We start from the raw sequence: 23,502 nt of genomic DNA, 5'->3' as shown, positions 1-23,502 counted from the left end.
CTTTTTATTTCATTAGCAGGGATTTTGCCAGCTGGCGATCCTCTTTATCCTTCGTCGTATTTACGATTTGTTTAATACTTTCCTGCACGGCAGGTTGCTGCGAAAATGAAGAAGACCACTCTTTAAGAACACTTAATGCTTGGTACTGTAAAGCTCCATTATCTGATCTAAGAGCAGCTTGAAGCAATGGTAGTCCCACGCCTTCGTGCTCTTCTAAATCTTGAATAATAAATTGCAGACAGTCTTGTTCATCATTTGAAAGATTTGATAAGGATAAATGATCTTCTGCAAATGTGCAGAGGTTTTTAATATGCTGTTGATCATCCGTATCCATAATAGCTAGATACACTTCACAGTTTGTGGGGGATTGCTCCAGCCAATCAAACAAATGCTGAGTGACGTCTAAATGATAAAAGCGAGCAATATCAAGTACTTTAAAATTGATCTCATGTTGGATTTCATCCATTGCAAGCTTTGGCCAAGCAGGGTCATTGATCAATAGTTGAATGGCTTGTTGAATAGATGAGTACTCATGTTGTTTCCATATGACATTAGGGTATTCTTCCTGATCTTCTTTAAATTCATCTAAAAATTCATTTATCAAAATAACTGGATAGAAATCATCAAGTGTCTTGCAATGTACACGAGCATGGTGAATAAAGCGTGTAAGAACCGTACTTGCATATGGATATTCTTCAATGCCTTGGTGATCCTGCTCATTTAGAAGTGCTTGTATGATAAAAGCGGCTCCTTCATACACTTCTTTTGTGATTGTTTCTTCGTATAGAGCCACATCGAGTTCGCCTTTTATAGCACATGTATAAGCTAAGTATTCATCCATAACGTTGTTAATAGGACCCTTTGTCAGCAACCAATGTTTAATTTCCGGTGTTGGAGCTTCCAATTGTTCGACAGCCGCGATTTTACCCCAGCCATGGACGGACTGAGCAAGCTTCCAAATTTGGCTGTTTGCCCGAATTGTGCCATTTTTTAATGCAACTACTACATATGACGTAAACTCTTCGTGCCTTCCTAATGAAAATAATAGATCTTTATATTCTTCGCAATTCGTACATCCGAGTATGATGATTGCAAATTTCACAACCTCTCTATGTGCTGCATGCTCAAGAAGCCATAATGCTTCTTGTTGTACAAGGTATTCGTCCAGTTGAGCCTGTCGGAACCGTTCTATTAACTCATCCTGGCAGCTGACAATCGTATCAAAAATGATTTGTTCATATGTGTTTTTTCTTGTTTTGTTTGAAGGGTGATTGACTTGTTCCTCAAAAAGCTTCACCAATTTTTTCGCATAAAATGGCGTAGGATTAGCATCCGCAATATGATCGGATAAACCCGCAGCCAATCGCGGCTCGTTTTCACTATACAAATATTCTTCATCCGGTAATCGGTCATCCACTATTTTATTATGGGATTGAATTTGTTGTTGAATAAACGGAACAATCTTTTCTTTATGCTCCCAAGGAAGAAAGTCTAACTTCAGCGATTCTTCCAGAATCGTTTCCTTACCGACTTTTACAATACAATTAATGCGTACATAACCTCCAATTTTTACGGAAATATTGCACTTTGTGCCATCCCGCAAAACAAGGATCCCTGATAATTTTCGATACGGTATAATATGTGAAATAATATTTTTCCTTCTATTCCGATCAACGGTTATTCCATCAATGACAAGCTGTTCTTCATTCATGTGGTTGATAATTTCAATAGAATGACCCTTATAGTCTATCTTCCACGTTCTATGTACCTCTTTTTCTACGTCTTTCATTGCGTTACTCATTTCACGCTTAAATTCATCTTTAAAGCCCATGATGTTCTCCTTAAATATAGACGGAAGACATAATATCTGCGTCCGACTATTGAATATTTATATTCTCCATTCATCATAATACAATAAATTTACAGGTAATTACTTACAAAATAAAATGATTATGGGAAATTTTATCTAAAAAAGGACAAATTATTTTTATAAAACCCCTGCTGAATACTCCATCTACTTTTTATCAATCATTCAAAATTTTGATAGTGGTTTACATAAAGCGCTTGCATTACTATTAATTTCCACTATAATACATGTATACAGGTATACTTGAATATTTTTCTAAAAGGTGAAAATATATGAATGAAACGAAGGAATTTTTATATCCAAAAAAATGGCTTTCCAAAGCTTCAACCGGAGACCATGTAGCCTATGAGCTCAGAATGCGTATTATTGCCGGCATAATTGAAAGCGGTACCACCCTTTCAGAAAATAAATTAGCTGCAGATTTTGCTGTAAGCCGTTCACCTATCCGTGATGCGTTAAAAATACTAGCATCTGAAAATATTATCCGTTTAGAAAAAATGGGTGCTGTTGTAATTGGTTTAACAGAAAAAGAAATCAAAGAAATATATGATGTTCGTCTACTAATCGAAACATTCGTATTTGAACGTCTAGCAAGAATGGACACAACTGAACTAGCAATGGAACTTAGCAAAATACTAGAAATGATGAAGGTTGCGATTAAATATCAGGATGCTGATGAATTTTCTTACCAGGACGTTCTCTTCCACGAAACCATCATCCGCTCCATTGATCACTCCTACATTCTGATGATCTGGAATAATTTAAAGCCTGTAATGGAAAGTTTCATTCTTTTATCGATGCGTATGCGATTCAAGGAAGAATATGAGGACTTTACTAGGATTGTTAAAAACCATGATCTCTATATTGATGCGATAAAAGCAAAAGATAGAAATCTCATGATTAAGTCTTTACATGAAAACTTTGATGATGTTTAAGGGAAAGTGGATGACCTGTGGAGGTCACAACAAATACTAGCTAAAGGGGTTGAATAACAAAATGAGCAGCTATATGTTAGGCATTGATATTGGTACCACAAGTACCAAGGCCGTGTTATTTAGTGAACAAGGTGAAGTCATCCAGTATGAAAATAGTGGGTACCCGCTCTATACACCGGATATCTCTACAGCTGAACAAAATCCAGAAGAGATTTTCCAGGCTGTCCTACAGGTTATAACGAACATTATGAAACTCCATTCAGATAAAGAACTATCAATTATTTCTTTTAGCAGTGCCATGCACAGTGTCATCGCTATGGATGAGAATGACCAACCGCTTACGCCGGTCATCTCGTGGGCAGATAATCGCAGTGAAGCATGGGCTCATAAAATTAAAGATGAGTTGAATGGACATGAAGTCTATAAACGCACCGGAACACCGATTCATCCCATGTCACCATTAAGTAAAATCGCCTGGATTGTAAATGAACGCCCTGAAATTGCTGCCAAAACGAAAAAATATATTGGAATTAAAGAATTTATCTTCAAGAGATTCTTTAATCAATATGTTGTCGATCATTCTATTGCTTCATGCATGGGAATGATGAATCTTGAAAAACTGGATTGGGATGAAGAAGCATTAAAAATTGCTGGTATTACCCCTTCCCTATTATCCGAACTCGTACCCACAACCAGGGTTTTCAGCAACTGTAATCCAGATTTAGCAAAACAATTAGGGATCGATCCACAAACCCCATTTGTGATTGGGGCCAGTGATGGAGTGTTGTCGAATTTAGGTGTAAATGCAATCCGCAAAGGTGAAGTGGCCGTAACGATTGGGACAAGCGGTGCTATTCGAACGATTATTGATAAGCCGCAAACAGATGAAAAAGGACGCATCTTCTGTTATGCCCTAACGGAAAAACATTGGGTCATTGGCGGGCCAGTAAATAATGGCGGGATGGTCCTGCGCTGGATTCGGGATGAGCTTGCATCTTCAGAAGTAGAAACAGCTAAAAGACTGGGAATTGACCCTTATGAAGTACTAACCAAGATTGCCGAACGAGTAAGACCAGGTTCAGATGGGCTTTTATTCCACCCATACCTTGCAGGTGAACGTGCACCATTATGGAATCCTGATGTACGTGGATCTTTCTTCGGTTTAACCATGTCACATAAAAAAGAACATATGATTCGGGCAGCTTTAGAAGGTGTTATTTACAATCTATACACCGTATTTCTAGCGTTGATTGAATGCATGGATGGCCCAGTTACACGTATTCAAGCAACAGGAGGCTTTGCCAGATCAGAGGTTTGGAGACAAATGATGGCCGACATCTTTGCATCAGAGGTAGTCGTACCTGAAAGTTATGAAAGTTCATGTTTAGGTGCCTGTATTTTGGGCTTATATGCTACCGGAAAAATTGACTCATTTGAAATTGTTTCTGAAATGGTTGGCAACACCTTTAAACACACACCTAAGGAAGAAGCAACAAAAGAGTACAGACAATTACTGCCGATTTTTATTAGCTTATCCAGATTATTAGAAGAAGATTATTCACGTATCGCCAGCTACCAAAGAAGTTTAATCAAACAGCACTAGGGGGAACTGAAAATGCCATTAGTTATTGTTGCAATCGGAATTGTTGCTTTATTGATATTAATTATGGGCTTAAAACTAAACACCTTTATCTCATTAATCATTGTATCTTTCGGCGTTGCTTTAGCACTTGGAATGCCTGTAGAACAAATTGTCGCTACGATTGAAGCCGGATTAGGCGGAACGCTCGGCCACTTGGCATTAGTCTTTGGACTTGGAGCTATGTTAGGTAAGTTGATTGCCGATTCAGGGGGCGCCCAACGTATTGCGATGACTCTTGTTAATAAATTTGGCGAGAAAAATATTCAATGGGCTGTCGTTGTGGCCTCCTTTATTATCGGGGTTGCCCTCTTTTTTGAAGTGGGATTAGTCTTATTAATTCCAATCGTCTTTGCGATTTCAAGAGAATTAAAGATTTCTATTTTGTATCTTGGTATTCCAATGGTAGCCGCTTTATCTGTTACTCATGGATTCTTACCTCCACATCCGGGGCCTACTGTTATTGCGGGTGAATATGGCGCAAACATTGGCGAAGTATTACTCTATGGTTTTATTGTGGCTGTTCCGACGGTTATTTTAGCCGGACCTGTATTCACGAAACTTGCTAAAAAGATGGTACCAAATTCATTTACAAAAACCGGTGATATTGCTTCTTTAGGAGAACACAAGGAATTCAAGTTGGAAGAGACACCTGGATTTGGAATCAGTGTATTTACTGCTTTATTTCCAGTTATCCTAATGTCTATTGCTACGATTGTTACCCTTCTTCAAAAAACGATAGGATTTGAAGATAATAGTTTCCTGGCAACTATTCGATTTATTGGTGAAGCTGGCACTTCTATGCTCATCTCTTTATTATTTGCCATTTATTCAATGGGGTTGGCAAGAAAAATCCCAATTAAAAATGTAATGGAATCCTGTACAGTTGCGATCACACATATTGGAATGATGCTCCTAATTATTGGAGGCGGCGGTGCCTTCAAACAAGTCTTAATTGATGGCGGTGTGGGCGATTATGTAGCTGAATTATTCAATGGAACTTCCTTATCCCCTATCCTGCTAGCTTGGATTATTGCTGCCATTCTACGTATTTCATTGGGATCTGCAACAGTGGCTGCATTAACAACAGCTGGACTCGTGATTCCGATGTTGGGACAAACGGATGTCAACCTGGCTCTGGTTGTTCTTGCGACAGGCGCAGGCAGTGTTATCGCCTCTCATGTTAATGACGCCGGTTTCTGGATGTTCAAAGAATACTTTGGATTAAGCATGAAGGAAACATTTGCAACCTGGACCTTACTCGAAACCATTATATCCGTAGCTGGATTAGGATTTATTCTTTTGATAAGCTTATTCGTGTAATCTCTTTCTAGGCAGTAACACCTCACTTTAAAGGGTTACTGCCTATTGATTTAGAAAAGGAGCAGGAAAAATGGTCAATACAATTGGTGTTATTGGTTTAGGCGTTATGGGCAGTAATATCGCTTTAAATATGGCTAGTCGAGGCGAACAAGTGGCTGTATATAATTACACAAGTGATTTAACCGATAAACTTGTACAAAAACTTGATGGGGAAACAATTAAGCCCTACTACAAGCTAGAAGCTTTTGTACAATCCTTAGAAACTCCGAGGAAAATCTTTCTTATGGTTACTGCAGGCAAGGCCACTGATTCAATCATCAGTTCCTTAGTCCCCTTTCTTGAAGAAGGCGATATTATTATGGACGGCGGTAACGCTCATTATGAAGATACGGAACGCCGATACGAGGAACTGAAGTTAAAAGGTATCAGTTACTTAGGAATTGGGGTTTCAGGTGGAGCAGTCGGTGCTCTAACTGGTCCTTCCATTATGCCTGGCGGTGATAAAAGCACCTATGAAAAAGTGGCACCTATCCTTACGAAAATAGCTGCACAAGTTAAAGGTGAACCTTGCTGTGTATATATTGGTCCTAAAGGGGCTGGTCACTTTGTAAAAATGGTGCATAACGGAATCGAGTACGCAGATATGCAGCTAATTGCAGAGGCTTATACGTTTTTAAGAGAGAGCTTAGACTTATCTGTTGAGGAAATAGCGGATATCTTTGAAACCTGGAACCAAGGAGAACTGAAGAGTTACTTAATTGAAATTACGGCAAAAATCTTGAAGAAAAAAGATGATTTAACCAACTTGCCAATGGTCGATGTCATTCTCGATAAAGCAGGACAAAAAGGGACAGGTAAATGGACAAGCATTCAATCTATCGACAACGGCATACCTACCTCGATTATAACTGAGTCTTTATTTGCCCGTTATATTTCTTCTTTAAAAGAGGAACGAGTAAAGGCAGAGACTATTTTAACAGGACCAGAAAAGGGACAGCATAATCTTGATAAAGATGTGTGGATTGAATATGTTCGACAAGCCTTATATATGGGGAAAATCTGTGCCTACGCACAAGGATTTACACAGTATAAAATGACTTCTGAACTTTACGATTGGAATTTGCCTTTGAAGGACATTGCGTTAATTTTCCGCGGCGGCTGTATCATCCGCGCAGAATTTTTAAATGCCATAAGTGAGGCCTATCAAGAACAGCCTGGCCTGGCAAACTTATTAATCTCTCCCTACTTTACGAAAAAGATCCAAGACTATCAAAAAGGTTTGCGCAAAATCGTGTGCGAGGGCATTCAATCAGGTATCTCTTTCCCATGTTTAAATGCTTCCCTCACCTACTACGATAGTTATCGGACCGGAACATCCAGCGCTTCTCTTCTGCAAGCACAACGTGACTTCTTCGGTGCCCATACCTATGAACGGCGGGATTTAGAAGGCGTCTTTCATACAAATTGGGAGTGAATGAAAGTTTATAAATTACGAATGAGAAAACTGTTAAACCTGTTAAAACCAGAAAAGTAACCTGGTAAAAAGTCAAAAAAACTGGAATACACATAGCCAATTTGGTGGTTATGTGTATTCCAGCTTTTCATTACTTCATAAAACTCCACTTACACTCTAAGATAACCTACTCCAGCTCCATTTGTTATATTTCACTATTATTTTTATATTGTTTAGATTGATTTTTAGTCATGAATTTGAAAAATCAGATAATTTGGTATATCATTTCTTTATTAGGCTAAAGTGTACATACTAATTTATTGTTCACCTAAGGGAGGGCTTAAAACAGCATGACTGTATTAACAGATCTTAAAGACAGAGAAGCGATTATAGCAAAAAATTATGTTGATGAAGTATTTGAAACAGTCAAAAAGCGAAATCCTAATGAAAAGGAATTCCATCAGGTTGTTAAAGAAATCTTTGATTCACTCGTCCCTATACTGGCTAGACATCCAGAATATATGGAGCAAAATATCCTTGAAAGGATTGTAGAGCCAGAAAGAATGATTACCTTTCGAGTCCCCTGGGTCGACGATCAGGGCAAGGTTCAGATAAACCGCGGCTTCCGTGTACAATATAACAGTGCCATCGGTCCCTATAAAGGCGGCTTGAGATTCCACCCCACTGTTAATGCAAGTATTATTAAATTTCTCGGCTTTGAGCAGATTTTTAAAAACGCTCTTACCGGTCAGCCGATTGGAGGAGGCAAAGGTGGCGCCGACTTCGACCCTAAAGGGAAATCTGATGGAGAAATCATGAGATTCACTCAAAGCTTTATGACGGAACTGAGTAGACATATCGGGCCGGATATAGATGTACCAGCTGGTGATATTGGCGTTGGAGCCAGAGAAATTGGATTCCTATTTGGACAGTACAAAAGAATATGCGGTGGCTATGAGGCGGGTATCCTGACAGGAAAAGGGCTTGGGTACGGTGGAAGCTTAACTCGAACAGAAGCTACTGGATATGGCACTGTTTACTTTGTACAGGAAATGCTTAAGGAACAAGGGCTTAGCTTTAACGGAAGTACAGTTGTGGTATCCGGTTCAGGTAATGTTTCCATCTATGCAATCGAAAAAGCTGCACAACTAGGCGCAAAGGTTGTCGCCTGCAGTGATTCTAACGGCTATATACACGACCCAAACGGTATTAACCTAGAAACCGTAAAACGTCTAAAGGAAGTTGAACGGAAAAGAATCTCGGCTTATATAGAAGAACATCCACAGGCACAATATACGGAAGGATGCTCCGGCATTTGGTCCATCCCATGTGACATTGCCTTGCCATGTGCCACACAAAATGAAATTAATAAAAAATCAGCGGAAATGCTCGTTGCAAATGGACTAAAAGCCATCGGTGAAGGCGCTAATATGCCATCTACCTCTGAAGCTATTGAAGTGTTTTTGAATAACCATATCCTTTTTGGTCCAGCAAAAGCTGCCAATGCAGGCGGTGTAGCAGTATCTGCTTTAGAAATGGCACAAAACAGCGCTCGATTATCCTGGACATTTGAAGAAGTTGATGCGAAATTGAAGGATATTATGATTAGCATTTATAAAAACAGCGTCAAAGCTGCTGAGGACTATGGCCACCCAGGCAACTTGGTTGTAGGCGCTAATATCGCAGGCTTTAAAAAAGTAGCCGATGCCATGATTGCACAGGGAGTTATTTAATATACTTTTTATCAGACATCATAATCTAATTGTTTCATTATTTGATATGACCTTGAGTAGTGTGAACAAAGACATATCAAAAATCAATATCCGATTACTTCTATCTATTATGATCAGATAAATACAAAAAGGATGTCCTTAAAGCCAGGACATCCTTTTTGCTTGATTTGTAATTTAGTAAGACAAGGTATCAACAATCAGGTACTAAAATTGCAAAATCCACCTTATGAAAAAATCCATCTGTTTATATACTCAAGACGTTATCAGGTGATCCTTTTGATCAAGAAAATAGGCCATCAACTTCTTACATTGAGGAATAGAATAGCCCAAAATCGGACCCAACCCAAACGCAATGAGCACGGTTCCAACACCAACAGGACCTCCTAACATCCAACCAACGAGAAAAACGATTACTTCAATTCCATTTCTGACTAATGGGATACTCCAGCCCATTTTTTCAACAATTAAAAACATAAAGCTATCTCTAGGTCCTGCTCCAAGATCAGCAGAAACGTATAATCCAATACCATATCCCATTAAACCAACACCTATAATAAAGGCAATTGTTGCTCCTATCAAATTATCAATACTAGGTATCATCCAATTAAAAAGATCAATAAATAGTCCAAGCAACATCATATTCAGAAATGATCCTATTTGTGGCCATGCTTTATTGAAAGCTGAACTGATAAACAAAAGTAATAGTCCACTTATGATCGACCAAGTCCCAATAGTAAATCCGAATTTAGTAAATAGTCCATAATGAAAAACATCCCATGGTCCAATCCCTAAAAACTTCCCTTTAATTGTTAGCGATATCCCAAATGCCAATACCATTAATCCAAAAATAAAAAAAGCCCAGCGTAACATCCATTTCCTTTTCATAACTGTCCCTCTAACGTATATTTTATTTTTTTACTATACCATTAAATTGGGACAGAAATTGTAATCTATATTTTCTGAAAAAGATACGATCCTAAAATGAATCTTAATTCCCTAACTGCCATACGCCAACTCTACAGGAATTCACTTGGACTTTATCTATGACTAAGCCTCTTTCAAATACGTTCCAGAAGAAAAACATATTAAGATAAAACACCTTACTTATGATACGGTTCCCCACGGTTAATCCGAAATGCCCTATATATTTGCTCCACCAAGATTAACCTCATCAATTGGTGGGGAAAAGTCATTTTTGAAAAGGACAGGGTATCATTTGCTCGTTTCATCACATCTTTACTTAAGCCGAGCGAACCGCCAATGACAAAGGCTACCTTACTTTTTCCGTAGGTGGCGAGTTTATCGATCGTGTCTGCCAGTTCCTCCGATGACTTCATTTTTCCCTCAATAGCGAGAGCAATGACATGAGTGTCATCTGAAATTTTGGAGAGGATTCGCTCACCTTCTTTTGCTTTAACCTGCAGCATTTCCAAATCGCTTAATGTTTCTGGAGCTTTTTCATCAGGTATTTCAATAATATCTATTTTGGCATAGGCCGATAATCTTTTTACATACTCTTCGATTCCCTGTTTTAAATATTTCTCCTTCAATTTACCTACAGTTATAATCGAGATATTCACATGTTACCCTCACTTTACAAACATTTTATCCACAGGAGTTATCCACATATGCACAACCCATATCCACATATTGTGCCCGAATATTAGTTCGCCACAATATATATAGCAGGTTGTCCACAGTATTCACAGGTGAATTCCTTAGAATTGTTAGTAACTTCTTTATTTTCTTCCTCTGAAATCTCATTTATAAATGGCGGGACTTCTGCCTCATCTACGATTGTATCCAGTCCAATTTCTACATGTTCTTTACAGCAATAAATTTTCATATCTATTCTCCATTTCTATTGTTATTTTTGATTAAATTCCTAGTCGATTATGGAACAGCATATTTAAAGCAGGGAATTTTAGAATCCCCTGCTTCCCTACCTACTATATCACATTTGGGCTTCAATCAATGTCATTTCGGTTGAAGCTTTGTTCCCGTTCCGATAGTACGTTACTTTCATTTTATCGCCAATTTGCTTATTTACATATAAGTGTTTACGGAGCTCAGGTACATTAGCAATTTTTTTTCCATCCAGCTCTACGATGACGTCAAATTCCTTTAAACCTGCCTTAGCAGCTGGAGAACCTGTTTCTACACTCGTTATGACCACACCTTCTGTAACATCCGTAGGCAATTTTAACGTTTCTTGCCGCTGATAGTTGGTGACTTCATTTAAAGAACGCAGACTCGTTCCCATATAAGCACGTTTTACTTTACCATGCGCCTCTAAATCCTCAATAATCGGTATGGCATAATTGATTGGGATGGATAAGCCAATTCCCTCAACTGATGATTCTGCAATTTTCATGGAGTTGATCCCAATTACTTGGCCGCTTATATTAACCAACGCTCCCCCGCTATTACCAGGATTAATCGCAGCATCTGTTTGGAGAACCTCTGCATTCCAGTCCTCCACGCCATCCGAATTCACATCAATGGGGATCGTTCTATTCAAACCTGAGATAATTCCCTGAGTCACAGATCCTGAGAAATTTAATCCCAATGGATTTCCGATTGCAATGACAGGTTCTCCGACCTTTAATTTATCAGAATCTCCAAAGTCAGCAACTGTATCAATGCCTTTATCAGCAATTTGAATGACTGCTAAATCTGTCCATATATCGCTGCCTAGAGGTGTTGCTTGTGTTTTCGTGCCATCAGCGAGTGTTACTTCTAAAGAAGAGGCACCCTCCACCACGTGATTATTGGTTACAATAAACGCTTTTCCATTTTCCTTTTTATAAATGACTCCTGAGCCTGTACCTGCTTCCTGAGTTTCATTAAAAAAATTGGACCCTTGGATATTCGTGATTCCTATTACGGCATCTCCTGTTTTTTCAACTGCCTTTGTCACGTCAGTGGTTACATCCATCGAAACATTTTGAGTCAATTTTGATGATCTATCTCCGTTGTTTGTATGATTCTGATTAAAACTATTATTATTCATGTTGCCTGTCATTAGAAGGACCAATAATGCCCCAATAATCGAACCAATTAAAGCTGAAATAAAATAACCTGCTTTGTTGTCTTTCCTTTTAGTCTGCCGTTGCTCTGACTGATTATCATCTTGATCATAATAGCCCAATATCCAACATTCCCTTCACTAATTACTTATATACGATACGTATCTAGTATTTGTCGTTTTCCATTTTATAAACACAAACAGAAACGAAAGGAACACTCTTGTTGCAGCGTTTAATCATATGATTGGCAACTAATGAATATTCTCTAAGCTTTTCCAACATTTATTTAATACCTAAAAAAATAACAGGGGAAACATCCCCTGTTAAATAAGTACTAATTCTGTTGGTTCGTTTGGATCAGTATCGTATAGGCTAAATTGTTCACCGGCTCTGATTCCTTTTGTTTCAAGCGTTTGACTGACTGACATACGAGCCAGGTCCTTCATATTATTATCTTTACTTAAATGGGCAAGATAAAAGCGCTTCGTCCGGTCACCCGCCACTTCACTCATAGCAATGGCTGCATCTTCATTGCAAACATGTCCTACATCGCTTAGTATCCGGCGCTTTACGCTCCATGGATATCTCCCCATCCGTAGCATACTCACATCATGATTGCTCTCAAAGATGTACACATCGGCATTTTTAATTATGCCCTTCATCCGATCACTTACATACCCTGTATCTGTAATTGTCACCAGCTTCTTGCCATCCTGATGGAATACATAAAACATTGGCTCTGCCGCATCGTGTGAAACACCAAAAGACTCTACATCAAGGTTGCCAAATGTTTTAACGGTCTCCATTCCAAATTCAAATTTTAAATCTGTAGGAATTTCTCCAATTAACCCATCCATCGCTCTCCATGTGTTGGCATTTGCATAAATAGGCAGCTGATATTTACGAGCCAGGATTCCTAGTCCTTTAATATGATCACTGTGCTCATGTGTGACAAAAATTCCTGATAAGTCTTCAGGTTTTTTATTGATTTTATTTAATAGCTCGGTCATTTTTTTGCCGCTTAAACCAGCGTCCACTAGGAAGGAATGTTCTCCTGACTCTACATAAAGTGAATTTCCTGTGCTTCCACTGGCCAGAACGCTAAATTTCATCGACATTCTCCCTCACTCCGTTACATTTCCTTCTTCTGTATTCAATACTTGTCCATCAGTGCCTTTTACGAAATAATCCTCTTGTTTATTTACTGTAAAATGCCATGTGGGTACAAGAACCAACACCTTCGATTCCGATACCTCTATTAATGTATAAAAACCAAGTTCTCCCTTTGAAACCGCACTGCCTTGTGCCAGGTATCCTCCATTCAATAAACTTTCTACTGCTTGAATGGGTGGTTTAATCTCTTGGTTTTCATTAAATTCCTCGATATCGTCTAGAAGGGTTTGAACATATGAAACTACTTCATCCTTTTCATTCAGCGTAAATACTAAGGCCCCGTTTTTATTGTTAAAAAGCAAGCGGCCCTTATAGGTTTGGTAATAAGTTATTTTTCCATCTTCTTTACGCCAAAATTTATACTCACTACCTGAATATACTTTTTTATTAATGAAACTTTCAAGCTCAAAATATTTTCCTTCGCCGGTACCGATTGGTATTGGTTTATGAAGTGTCGATCGAATGATACTTTTATTATCAATGATAAAGGTTTGATCTTTAAGAGTATTTAATTCCTCTTTATTGAATTCTTTAGGCTTAGCACTTATTGTCTTTTCACTAAGTCTTTCCTGAGTACCCACATGATAAGAGATTCCCTCAGCCTTTAGCCTTTCTTCAATGGTTGATTCCTTGTTCACCTCAAGCTTTGCCGCTCTAAAATCAAGGAACTGATATAAGAGGAATACATCTAGGATGAGAAACACAACAATGAAGAGCCCTTTTGTCTTATTCCAATCCATCCATACTGCCTCCTATATCTTCTTCGGAGATTCCGACCCAGTTCCCATCATAATGATAGTACCAGACAGGTGTTAATCCTAAAAGAGTCGTGCCTGAGTTATCATACTGATTCAACCTATATCCAACGGTCATATCCGTAAGTTTATCTGCATCAAATTGTTTACTCCTATCATCCTTAAATGCCTTTAAAGCTTCTTCAGACGTAGGAAGTGTGAACTCTTTTTGATCCAAAGGATCATCAGCTGGATTGACATAGGATCGTTCATATCTCTTAACATTTTGAGTCCCATATTCCAACTTGATTTCTGTCATTCCATCATCATTGAAGACTGGAAGACCGTCGATATACAATCGAAAAGATATTTCGCGGCTATTCTCATCCATTGAAGCGTAACGATGGCGTCTATCCCATCCTGCATGATTATTAATAAATTCAATACTTCTTTGTAAGATATGAGTTTCCAGCGTCGTCTCTTCTTTTGCTCCGACTACAAGATTTTTATATTCTATCATCGATGTTTTTGAGTTCTTTTTCAATATACTCAATCCATCCGTATAAATATCGCCTTCCTGTTTGACACTGCTTGGTCTTATAAACAAAGCTTCTTTATAGCTATTCACATCCGAGGTTTTGGTAAGAAAATCATATCCTTTTACCTTTACTTGTCCAGATGGAACAAAGATGGAGTTCGTTTTCGATAGTCTTACCTTTTTATATGGCTTCAAAAGATCCACTCTTGCAAATTCCTTTTTAAAGGTTTCAACCAAACTTTTATCAACTGATGTTTCCAGTACCATTTTCTTTTTATTGGAAACAAAGTAGATAGAATCCCGATCAGTATGAACAAGGATACGGTCAAAACTGACATCCGGCAACTCATCGTCTTCTATTTTTAAATAGTTTTTATAAAAAGCTAGCGGGACGATATCATTAAAAATCAACTCAATGATTCCATCCTTTTCGCTGAACGATTGGATATCCGCAGCACTTTTATATTTTGTTGATTGATCCTGAAAGTTAAACATGTTCCACTTTTTTAATGAACTTGTTGCAAGTGCAATCATATCCTCTGAGTTAGTGCCATAGGATAAACCATCTTTATGATAAATCATTTTTGTTGGCTTTACGACTTCATCTGGTTCAAGATTACTGATGATTTTCTCTTGTACATAATTATCCTTTTCAGCCACATCATAGCTTGGCTGGTAAAACCAATAGGACCAGGTCAGTAGACCGCTTATCAAAATGAGGGACACCAATAAGATATTTTTAAATCCTTCCCAGCTCATTCCCAATCATCCTCTTGTAATGTTTCATATGGGAGGGTAAAGAAGATGGTTGTCCCTTTCCCTTCCTCACTGGAAGCCCAAATATGACCTTTATGTGCTTCAATCATTTCTTTTGCTATAGCAAGGCCTAAACCTGTTCCGCCCATTTTTCTTGATCTAGCCTTATCTACACGGTAGAATCTTTCAAATATCTTAGCTACATTCTCTTTCGGTATTCCCATTCCTTCATCTCTAACACTGATTTCAACAAATTGTCCGATCACTTGCAGCTTGAAGGTAATCTGACCACCCTCAGGTGAATATTTCAATGCATTTGAAATAATATTATCAAGCACCTGAGTGATTTTATCTTCATCTATTTCAACGCCTATTGGCTCTGATGGAATTAGACGCTTGAAGGTTACATTTCGAGATTTGGACATTTCAAACCGATCTATAATTCTGTGGAAATAGCGGCCAAAATCAACCCAAGTTGTGGACAGCTTGTAATCTGTATTATCCAGCTTCGACAACTGCAATAGATCATTGACTAATCTAATCATACGCTCTGTTTCAGTTTGAGCTATATTCAGGAAGCGTGGAGCCAATTCTTTATCATCCATGGCACCATCTGCTAAAGCCTCCAAATAACTTCTCATCGTCGTTAGCGGCGTTCTCAATTCATGTGAAACGTTCGCAACAAACTCTCTTCTTTCCTCATCGATTTTCTCCTGCTCAGTAATATCGTGAAGAACCACAATTAATCCATTAATAAATCCTGTTTCTCTTTGAATGACGGAGAAATTTGCTCTTAAATAAAGCAATTTTTTCTCATTACTGTAGTTAAGAATAATGGATTCCTTCTCACTCAGCAATTGATCAAAGGTGTAGGTGTCCTCCAGACCCAAAACCTCTGTGATTGGCTTTGACAAGGATGTTTCACGTGAAACCTTCAACATGGACAATGCCGTATCGTTAATCAAAATAACTCGGCCTCTGCGATCTGTTGTAAGTACGCCATCGGTCATGTTAGTCAAGACAGAAGACAGCTTTCTTTTCTCTGCGTCGGTTGTCGCTTGTGCGTCCTGAAGCTTTTTCGTCAAATTATTAAATGTAATTGCCAATTGACCAATTTCATCATATCCATATATCTTAACTTTTCTTGAAAAGTTACCCCGTGACATAGCTAACGCTTGCTTACGCATATCGGATATTGGTCGTGTTATCGTCTGTGCCAATAAAACACCCAAAAAGGCTGTAACAATAAGAGATATAATGGTTCCTCTCGCCATTATGGTGTTAATTTGTTTTAATTGGGCATAGACATTTTCTATTTTTGTATTGAGATATAAACTCCCGATAATTTGTCCATCACTCACAATAGGTTCAGACCAAATTAGAATCCTTTTTCCCGTCTGTGAGTCAAATCTAATTTCCTTTTGGGGAGTTCCTTGATTAAAAGCACTAATGACTAATTTTTCGGTCGAACGGCTCCCAATAATATTCTGCTTCTCTGGATCAGAAGTACCGATGATTTTGGAGTCCTGATCCATTACCCGTATCTCGGTAATGTCACCGGATGAATAGCCCTCTAATGTTGTCTTAATATCTTCTATTAAGGTAGGCTCGCCGACTTTACGAGTTTCTGTTATTTCTTTCTCCAAGCTATAGGATAAAATGGTTACCCGCTCCTGGATGGAACTCTTAAAATTATCCAATAACTGCTGCTCAAGTCCCTGTGCAAAATAAACTCCGATAATTTGCATAGCAACTAATATGAGCAATACATAAATCAGTACAAACTTAAAATAAATCGATTTAAAGAAACCTACTTTTCTCATAACTTTTACTCCTGTTCAGGATGACGGAGGTAGTATCCAACTCCTCTTCTTGTAACAATCCATGCAGGATGACTTGGATTATCTTCTATTTTCTCGCGTAAACGTCTGACCGTTACATCGACTGTTCTGACATCACCATAGTAATCATATCCCCATACTGTCTGCAAAAGATGCTCCCTTGTCATGACCTGTCCAATATGTTTAGCGAGATAAAAGAGCAACTCAAACTCTCTATGGGTTAATTCAATCGTTTCTCCTCTTTTAGATACCATATAGGAATCAGGGTGTATAACCAGATTGCCAATCGTAATTTCATTTGTTTCTTCATTATCTTCCTGTTGATTGGCAGCATGCTTTTGTCTGCGTAAATTTGCTTTAACCCGTGCAATTAATTCACGTGTACTGAAAGGCTTTGTTACATAATCGTCTGCACCCAGCTCAAGACCCAGCACCTTATCTATTTCAGAGTCTTTCGCCGTCAACATAATAATTGGCATATCATATTTTTTCCGTACTTCTCTGCAAACTTCCATTCCGTCCTGTTGAGGAAGCATGATATCCAATAAAATCAAATCAGGCTGCAGCTCTTCTACCAGCTTAATGGCATCATTACCATCATAGGCACAATACACATCAAACCCTTCTTTTTTTAAATTGAACTGTAATATATCTGCAATGGGCTTTTCATCATCTACAACTAATATCTTCTTATCCATAGTCCGTTTCTCCCTTATAAAAATAAAATATATATATGATAGACATCAAAATGTCATATGCTTGTTAACCTATCTTAAATCTACTTTACCATTTCTATTTAAACAGGTCATCTTTTTAAAATAAAATCCCAAATATAGACAATGATGCATACTAAAAAGGATTAGACTGGTGTCTAACCCCTTTAATTCCATATATAATTTACACTCACAAAATGATTCATTTCGTAAAAAGGCTGACAAACACTTCGTCTGCCAGCCATTCATTCTTAAATACCGTATGGGTTGCGTAATATATTCGTTTGATTACGATCTGGTCCTACTGAAAAGATGGATAATGGAATACCCGTTAATTGCGATACCCTTTCTAAATAGGTCCTTGCATTAGCAGGCAGCTCAGACAATGTCTTCACTCCTGTAATATCCTCTGTCCAGCCTGGAAGCTCTTCATAGACAGGTTCACATTCTGCCAATACTTTAAGGCTTGCCGGGAACTCCTCCATTACTTTCCCCTTGTGACGATAAGCAACACAAATTTTTAATGTCTCAATGCCTGTTAAAACGTCAATAGAGTTAAGGGAAAGATCAGTGATTCCACTGACACGACGTGCATGGCGAACAACCACGCTATCAAACCAGCCTACCCTTCTTGGACGGCCCGTTGTAGTGCCATACTCTCTTCCTACTTCACGAATTTGATGACCAATCTCGTCATCAAGCTCGGTTGGGAATGGTCCATCACCCACACGTGTTGTGTAGGCTTTACATACACCGACAACATGATTGATTTTAGACGGCCCAACTCCGGAACCGATTGTCACACCACCGGCAACCGGGTTAGAGGATGTTACAAATGGGTATGTTCCCTGATCAATATCAAGCATTACCCCTTGTGCTCCTTCAAATAAAACACGGCGTCCTTCATCTAAGGCATCATTTAATACCACAGATGTATCACATACATAATGTTTGATTTGCTGTCCATATTCATAATATTCCTCGAAGAAATCATCCATGGTAAAGCCTTCTGTTTCATAGAAACGTTCCAGCATCCTATTTTTTTCTTCTAGGTTTCTTGTTAGTTTCTCTTCAAATACTTCTTTATCCAATAAATCGGCAATTCGGATTCCGATACGGGCTGCTTTATCCATGTAAGCAGGGCCAATACCTTTTTTAGTTGTCCCTATTTTATTATTTCCTTTTCTATCTTCTTCTACTTCATCTAGTTTAAGATGATAGGGAAGAATGACATGGGCTCTGTTACTAATACGTAAATTATCTGTGGATATTCCACGATCGTGCAGATAAGTAAGTTCTTTAATAAGTGCTTTTGGGTCAACGACCATACCATTTCCAATTACCGATATTTTATCCTTATAGAAAATACCGGATGGAATCAAATGAAGCTTATATGTTTCACCATTAAATTTTATTGTATGTCCTGCATTATTTCCGCCTTGATATCTGGCAATTACTTCTGCATTTTCTGAAAGGAAATCAGTAATCTTTCCTTTACCTTCGTCTCCCCACTGTGTACCTACTACTACGACTGAAGACATTCTGTACACCTCCAATAATTTACCAACATCTTGCACTTTGGCTTAACAAACAAATTAAGTGTATCAATTATAATAGGTAATTTCAAGTAAACCACGAACATTTATATATAAAAATCAATTTACGTTCGTATATTATAGTAAAATAAATAGACCCACCTTTATGAAGGTGGGTCTATTTATTATGCTCCAGATGGGATAGCATCATCCTGGAATCTTCGTTCTAAGTTAACGAATTTATTATATTCTTTTACGAATGCCAGCTGAACCGTTCCAACTGGGCCATTCCTCTGTTTCGCAATAATGATTTCGATGACATTCTGGTTTTCAGTTTCTTTATCATAGTAGTCTTCCCTGTAAAGGAAAGCAACAATATCCGCATCTTGCTCAATACTTCCTGACTCACGAATATCAGACATCATTGGGCGCTTATCTTGACGTTGCTCAACACCACGAGAAAGCTGAGAAAGAGCGATTACCGGAACCTCAAGCTCCCTGGCAAGGGCTTTAAGAGAACGGGAGATTTCCGATACTTCCTGTTGTCTGTTTTCGCCTGATCTTCCATTCCCCTGAATAAGCTGGAGATAGTCGATCAAAATCATACCAAGGCCATGTTCCTGTTTTAAACGTCGGCATTTTGAACGAATCTCACTAATTCTAACGCCCGGGGTATCATCAATATATATCCCTGTATTCGATAAGCTACCCATCGCTAACGTTAATTTACGCCAATCTTCATCTGTCAGGGAACCTGTTCTAAGGTTTTGGGCATTAATATTGCCCTCAGCACAAAGCATACGCATAACTAATTGCTCTGCCCCCATCTCCAAACTGAAAATCGCAACATTTTCATCCGTCTTAGTCGCGACATTTTGAGCAATATTAAGGGCAAAAGCTGTCTTACCTACAGATGGACGGGCTGCTACGATAATCAAATCATTTCGCTGAAAACCTGCCGTCATTCGATCTAAATCATTAAAACCTGTCGGGATACCAGTTACATCCCCTACACGGTTATGCAGCAGCTCAATATTATCGTAGGTGCGAACTAAAACGTCCTTGATATTATGGAAGGCTCCTGCATTTTTACGGGAGGCAACCTCCATAATACTTTTTTCAGCTTCGCCCAAAAGATTCTCCACTTCATCTTCACGAGTATAACCATCCTGGACAATGCCGGTTGCTGTATTAATCAATCTTCTTAAGACAGACTTTTCTTCTACAATTCGGGCATAATATTCAATATTGGCAGCAGTAGGTACAGATGATGCCAATTCAGTTAAGTAGGGAACTCCCCCTACCTCTTCAAGTTGCTTCGTTGCACTCAGTTCCTCTGTTACGGTAACTAAATCAACAGCCTTTCCTTTATCATTTAGCTTTAACATAACGAGGAAGATTTTTTGATGTGCACTTCTATAAAAATCCTCTGGTAGTAAAATCTCAGAAGCAAGTATTAAAGAGGAAGGCACAAGAAAAATTGCTCCTAAAACCGCTTGTTCCGCCTCCACATTTTGCGGTGGAACCAAATCAGTAAAGAGCTCATTCATTCGGCAAACCTCCTTTATCTATTTAAACGTAATCGTGTATTTATCTCATCAAATAAAATCAATTGCTCTTCTATTGTATATGGAAATGACGAGAATAGGTATAGGAAATTTTTTGCCGTTTACATTGTAATCCCTATCATACTAAAAAAAAGTGATGAAATCAGCTAATAAGCTTTTCATCACTTTTTCGGTAAAATTATTTCCTGGGAAAATATTTTGTTTTATTGTTCTTTCACATGAACATTTAAAGTAGCAGTTACCTCAGGGTGCAGCTTAACTGGAACCTTAGTATGTCCCAGAGAGCGAATGGCATCTTCTAATTCAATCTTACGTTTGTCAATTTTATGTTTATGTTGTTTTTGCAACTCATCAGCAATCTGTTTGCTGGTAATGGAGCCAAATATTCGGCCGCCCTCACCAGTTTTTGCTTTCAATTCAATTGTAAGCTTTTCTAATTGCTCTTTTAATTTTTTTGCATTTTCCAATTCTTCAGTTGCCAGTTGTACTTCTTTATTCTTCTGATTCTCTAATGCTTTCATGTTACTTCCAGTTGCTTCTACTGCTAAGCCCTGTTTCAAAAGGAAATTATGCGCATACCCATCTGCTACATTTTTAATTTCACCTTTTTTGCCTTTTCCTTTGACATCTTTCAAAAATATTACTTTCATGTATTTATGCCTCCTTCATATAGCTCATCAATAGCATTTTTCAGCAGTTCTTCTGCTTGTTCCATTGATATTTCATCCAGCTGCGTTGCCGCATTGGTTAAGTGTCCTCCGCCTCCTAAGCGTTCCATAATGACCTGAACATTTAATTCGCCAAGAGACCTTGCACTGATTCCAATACTTGTTTCTGATTTCCTTGATATAACGAATGATGCGATTACTCCATCCATTGACAACAATGTATCAGCAGCTTGGGCAATTAAAACCTGATCGGCATAGTCATTGATTTCACCATGAGCAATCGCAATACCTTCATGATAGAAATACACATCCTCTATCAGCTTAGCACGTTTCAAGTAAGTATCTACATCTTCTCTAAGAAGATTTTGCACCAAGATTGTGTCTGCACCATGCCCTCTTAAAAATGAAGCTGCATCAAACGTTCTGGAACCTGTTCTAAAGGTAAAAGATTTTGTATCTACTATGATGCCCGCCAGCAAAGCCGTCGCTTCCAACATACCAACTTTCACACGCTTAGGCTGATATTCAATTAGCTCTGTTACTAATTCAGCTGTTGATGATGCATATGGCTCCATATAAACAAGGAGAGAGTTATCAATAAACTCCTCACCGCGTCTATGGTGATCAATTACAACTATTTTTTCTGTGCGGGAAACCAGTCTTTCTTCAATAACCATGCTTGGTTTATGTGTATCCACGACAACAAGTAATGTTTTATCGGTTACTAACTCAACGCCACTTTCAGGTGAAATGAATCTAGAATCCAATTCAGGCTTTTGCTTCACTTCAGAAAGAAGCCGCTTGACGCTGGAATCGAGTTCATTTCTATCAAGAATAATATATCCCTCGCGATTATTCATTTCAGCAATTTTCAATATTCCTAGCGAAGACCCGATAGCATCCATATCCGGGAACTTATGCCCCATGATAATCACTTTATCACTATCAGCAATTAAATCACGCAATGCATGTGAGATAACCCGCGCACGCACTCTGGTTCGTTTTTCCATAGGGTTCGTTTTGCCGCCATAGAATTTGACCTTCCCATTCGGGAGTTTTATAGCAACCTGGTCGCCACCTCTTCCCAAGGCCAAATCCAAGCTTGATTGAGCGATGCTGCCAAGATCAGGTAATGCAGATACTCCACTGCCCACTCCTATACTTAGTGTTAATGGTACATTTTGTTTAGCTGTCGTTTCCCGTACATCATCTAATATAGAGAATTTCGTTTTTTCTAACTGATCCAAGATGCTTTCACTAAAAATAGCAATAAAGCGATCAGAAGAAATTCTCTTTAAAAATACTCCATAGTCTTTAGCCCAATTATTTAACAAAGAGGTTACAAAACTATTTAAGCTACTTTTACGTTGGTCATCCATTCCTTGTGTTACATCATCATAATTATCCAAGTAGATAATCCCGATAACAGTCCGTTCTTCTTCATACATTTTTTCAATTTCTGTTTGTTCCGTAACGTCAAAGAAATATAATAATCTCTCCTCCGGTTTATGAACGATTCGAAATTTACGATTATAAATAGCTACAATATCTTCGCTTTCTTCTCTTTTTACCAAAGGTATTAATGGCTCGGCAACCTCTGATAGATCCTTACCAACCAGTGTGTCCTCCTGAAGGCATCTTGCCATATAGGGATTAGCCCATTCAATTACATGATCCTCATTGAAAAGCAAAATACCTATTGGCATTTCTAGAAGAGCTTCTTCCCCTACTTTTTTTAATCGATAGGAGAGAGTAGAAATATAGATTTCCGTTTCTCTTTGTATCCCAAATTCGATTTTTAATATTAGAAAGAAAAATAAGCCAAAAAGCAAAGAAGCTACTATCGCAAATATCCAATTATAATAAGCAAGAACTCCGATAATTAGTAAAGATACACCTAATAAAGCATAGATGGGATAACGGATCACTTGCCTGTTTAAATAAGATGGCATAGATTCAGCTCCTAAACAAAGTGGATCAATTTATGTATTACTTAT

19 protein-coding genes are annotated in these 23,502 nt (G+C 38.3%); 5 read left to right on the top strand and 14 right to left on the bottom strand.

Annotated elements, in window-relative coordinates; translation table 11 throughout:
- Positions 1–4: 4 nt before the first annotated feature.
- Positions 5–1,831, bottom strand: coding sequence for a hypothetical protein (locus tag AC58NB_RS00215; RefSeq protein WP_497424797.1), 1,827 nt, complete (start codon positions 1,829–1,831; stop codon positions 5–7).
- Between the two features lie 308 nt (positions 1,832–2,139).
- Here AC58NB_RS00215 and AC58NB_RS00210 point away from each other — a divergent pair, with 308 nt between their 5' ends.
- From AC58NB_RS00210 to gdhA, 5 genes are all read left to right on the top strand, one after another.
- Complete coding sequence (locus tag AC58NB_RS00210; RefSeq protein ID WP_497424796.1) at positions 2,140–2,802, top strand: GntR family transcriptional regulator; 663 nt, start codon at positions 2,140–2,142, stop codon at positions 2,800–2,802.
- Positions 2,803–2,863: 61 nt separating this feature from the next.
- Positions 2,864–4,405, top strand: a complete 1,542-nt coding sequence (gntK, locus tag AC58NB_RS00205; RefSeq protein WP_497424795.1) for a gluconokinase — start codon at positions 2,864–2,866, stop codon at positions 4,403–4,405.
- A gap of 12 nt (positions 4,406–4,417) precedes the next feature.
- Entirely contained in the window at positions 4,418–5,764 is a 1,347-nt protein-coding gene (locus AC58NB_RS00200) for a GntP family permease (RefSeq protein ID WP_497424794.1), read from the top strand.
- A gap of 70 nt (positions 5,765–5,834) precedes the next feature.
- Positions 5,835–7,238, top strand: coding sequence for a decarboxylating NADP(+)-dependent phosphogluconate dehydrogenase (gene gnd, locus AC58NB_RS00195; protein WP_497424793.1), 1,404 nt, complete (start codon positions 5,835–5,837; stop codon positions 7,236–7,238).
- Positions 7,239–7,567: 329 nt separating this feature from the next.
- On the top strand, positions 7,568–8,950 hold the full coding sequence (gene gdhA / locus AC58NB_RS00190; protein ID WP_497424792.1) for an NADP-specific glutamate dehydrogenase: 1,383 nt from the start codon (positions 7,568–7,570) through the stop codon (positions 8,948–8,950).
- Between the two features lie 252 nt (positions 8,951–9,202).
- Here gdhA and AC58NB_RS00185 read toward each other — a convergent pair whose 3' ends face one another.
- From AC58NB_RS00185 to AC58NB_RS00125, 13 genes are all read right to left on the bottom strand, one after another.
- On the bottom strand, positions 9,203–9,835 hold the full coding sequence (locus AC58NB_RS00185) for a YczE/YyaS/YitT family protein (RefSeq protein ID WP_497424791.1): 633 nt from the start codon (positions 9,833–9,835) through the stop codon (positions 9,203–9,205).
- 215 nt (positions 9,836–10,050) lie between these two features.
- Positions 10,051–10,530, bottom strand: coding sequence for a 23S rRNA (pseudouridine(1915)-N(3))-methyltransferase RlmH (rlmH, locus tag AC58NB_RS00180; RefSeq protein ID WP_497424790.1), 480 nt, complete (start codon positions 10,528–10,530; stop codon positions 10,051–10,053).
- An 83-nt stretch (positions 10,531–10,613) separates the two neighbouring features.
- The gene (locus tag AC58NB_RS00175; protein WP_497424789.1) at positions 10,614–10,796 is read right to left on the bottom strand and encodes a CxxH/CxxC protein; all 183 of its coding nucleotides are present in this window, start codon (positions 10,794–10,796) and stop codon (positions 10,614–10,616) included.
- A gap of 108 nt (positions 10,797–10,904) precedes the next feature.
- Entirely contained in the window at positions 10,905–12,101 is a 1,197-nt protein-coding gene (locus AC58NB_RS00170) for a S1C family serine protease (protein WP_497424788.1), read from the bottom strand.
- 201 nt (positions 12,102–12,302) lie between these two features.
- The gene (locus tag AC58NB_RS00165) at positions 12,303–13,097 is read right to left on the bottom strand and encodes an MBL fold metallo-hydrolase (protein ID WP_497424787.1); all 795 of its coding nucleotides are present in this window, start codon (positions 13,095–13,097) and stop codon (positions 12,303–12,305) included.
- A 6-nt stretch (positions 13,098–13,103) separates the two neighbouring features.
- Complete coding sequence (locus AC58NB_RS00160; protein WP_497424786.1) at positions 13,104–13,892, bottom strand: two-component system regulatory protein YycI; 789 nt, start codon at positions 13,890–13,892, stop codon at positions 13,104–13,106.
- Positions 13,879–15,183 (bottom strand): YycH family regulatory protein, encoded by a 1,305-nt coding sequence (locus tag AC58NB_RS00155; RefSeq protein WP_497424785.1) that lies wholly within the window; start codon positions 15,181–15,183, stop codon positions 13,879–13,881. The genes AC58NB_RS00160 and AC58NB_RS00155 overlap by 14 nt, the downstream gene beginning before the upstream one ends.
- On the bottom strand, positions 15,180–17,003 hold the full coding sequence (walK, locus tag AC58NB_RS00150; RefSeq protein WP_497424784.1) for a cell wall metabolism sensor histidine kinase WalK: 1,824 nt from the start codon (positions 17,001–17,003) through the stop codon (positions 15,180–15,182). The genes AC58NB_RS00155 and walK overlap by 4 nt, the downstream gene beginning before the upstream one ends.
- A gap of 5 nt (positions 17,004–17,008) precedes the next feature.
- Positions 17,009–17,719, bottom strand: a complete 711-nt coding sequence (gene yycF, locus AC58NB_RS00145; RefSeq protein ID WP_497424783.1) for a response regulator YycF — start codon at positions 17,717–17,719, stop codon at positions 17,009–17,011.
- Positions 17,720–17,985: 266 nt separating this feature from the next.
- On the bottom strand, positions 17,986–19,275 hold the full coding sequence (locus AC58NB_RS00140) for an adenylosuccinate synthase (protein ID WP_497424782.1): 1,290 nt from the start codon (positions 19,273–19,275) through the stop codon (positions 17,986–17,988).
- 179 nt (positions 19,276–19,454) lie between these two features.
- Positions 19,455–20,819, bottom strand: a complete 1,365-nt coding sequence (gene dnaB, locus AC58NB_RS00135; RefSeq protein ID WP_497424781.1) for a replicative DNA helicase — start codon at positions 20,817–20,819, stop codon at positions 19,455–19,457.
- A 221-nt stretch (positions 20,820–21,040) separates the two neighbouring features.
- Positions 21,041–21,487 carry a 50S ribosomal protein L9 gene (gene rplI, locus AC58NB_RS00130; RefSeq protein WP_497424780.1) on the bottom strand — a complete coding sequence of 149 codons (447 nt, stop codon included), beginning with the start codon at positions 21,485–21,487 and terminating at the stop codon, positions 21,041–21,043.
- Complete coding sequence (locus tag AC58NB_RS00125) at positions 21,484–23,457, bottom strand: DHH family phosphoesterase (RefSeq protein ID WP_497424779.1); 1,974 nt, start codon at positions 23,455–23,457, stop codon at positions 21,484–21,486. The genes rplI and AC58NB_RS00125 overlap by 4 nt, the downstream gene beginning before the upstream one ends.
- Positions 23,458–23,502: the final 45 nt, after the last annotated feature.

Source organism: Pradoshia sp. TA40_28, from assembly GCF_059694525.1.
Note: the sequence above shows the minus strand (reverse complement) of the source record. Positions and strands in the feature narration are given on the sequence as shown.

Excerpts from the sequence above, each read along its gene's own strand:
- rplI (WP_497424780.1), bottom strand. The coding sequence starts at position 21,487 with ATGAAAGTAATATTTTTGAAAGATGTCAAAGGAAAAGGCAAAAAAGGT.
- gntK (WP_497424795.1), top strand. The coding sequence starts at position 2,864 with ATGAGCAGCTATATGTTAGGCATTGATATTGGTACCACAAGTACCAAG.
- gnd (WP_497424793.1), top strand. The coding sequence starts at position 5,835 with ATGGTCAATACAATTGGTGTTATTGGTTTAGGCGTTATGGGCAGTAAT.
- dnaB (WP_497424781.1), bottom strand. The coding sequence starts at position 20,819 with ATGAATGAGCTCTTTACTGATTTGGTTCCACCGCAAAATGTGGAGGCG.
- yycF (WP_497424783.1), bottom strand. The coding sequence starts at position 17,719 with ATGGATAAGAAGATATTAGTTGTAGATGATGAAAAGCCCATTGCAGAT.
- AC58NB_RS00175 (WP_497424789.1), bottom strand. The coding sequence starts at position 10,796 with ATGAAAATTTATTGCTGTAAAGAACATGTAGAAATTGGACTGGATACA.
- AC58NB_RS00160 (WP_497424786.1), bottom strand. The coding sequence starts at position 13,892 with ATGGATTGGAATAAGACAAAAGGGCTCTTCATTGTTGTGTTTCTCATC.
- gdhA (WP_497424792.1), top strand. The coding sequence starts at position 7,568 with ATGACTGTATTAACAGATCTTAAAGACAGAGAAGCGATTATAGCAAAA.
- AC58NB_RS00125 (WP_497424779.1), bottom strand. The coding sequence starts at position 23,457 with ATGCCATCTTATTTAAACAGGCAAGTGATCCGTTATCCCATCTATGCT.
- AC58NB_RS00185 (WP_497424791.1), bottom strand. The coding sequence starts at position 9,835 with ATGAAAAGGAAATGGATGTTACGCTGGGCTTTTTTTATTTTTGGATTA.
- AC58NB_RS00200 (WP_497424794.1), top strand. The coding sequence starts at position 4,418 with ATGCCATTAGTTATTGTTGCAATCGGAATTGTTGCTTTATTGATATTA.
- AC58NB_RS00165 (WP_497424787.1), bottom strand. The coding sequence starts at position 13,097 with ATGTCGATGAAATTTAGCGTTCTGGCCAGTGGAAGCACAGGAAATTCA.
- AC58NB_RS00140 (WP_497424782.1), bottom strand. The coding sequence starts at position 19,275 with ATGTCTTCAGTCGTAGTAGTAGGTACACAGTGGGGAGACGAAGGTAAA.
- AC58NB_RS00155 (WP_497424785.1), bottom strand. The coding sequence starts at position 15,183 with ATGAGCTGGGAAGGATTTAAAAATATCTTATTGGTGTCCCTCATTTTG.
- AC58NB_RS00215 (WP_497424797.1), bottom strand. The coding sequence starts at position 1,831 with ATGGGCTTTAAAGATGAATTTAAGCGTGAAATGAGTAACGCAATGAAA.
- AC58NB_RS00210 (WP_497424796.1), top strand. The coding sequence starts at position 2,140 with ATGAATGAAACGAAGGAATTTTTATATCCAAAAAAATGGCTTTCCAAA.
- walK (WP_497424784.1), bottom strand. The coding sequence starts at position 17,003 with ATGAGAAAAGTAGGTTTCTTTAAATCGATTTATTTTAAGTTTGTACTG.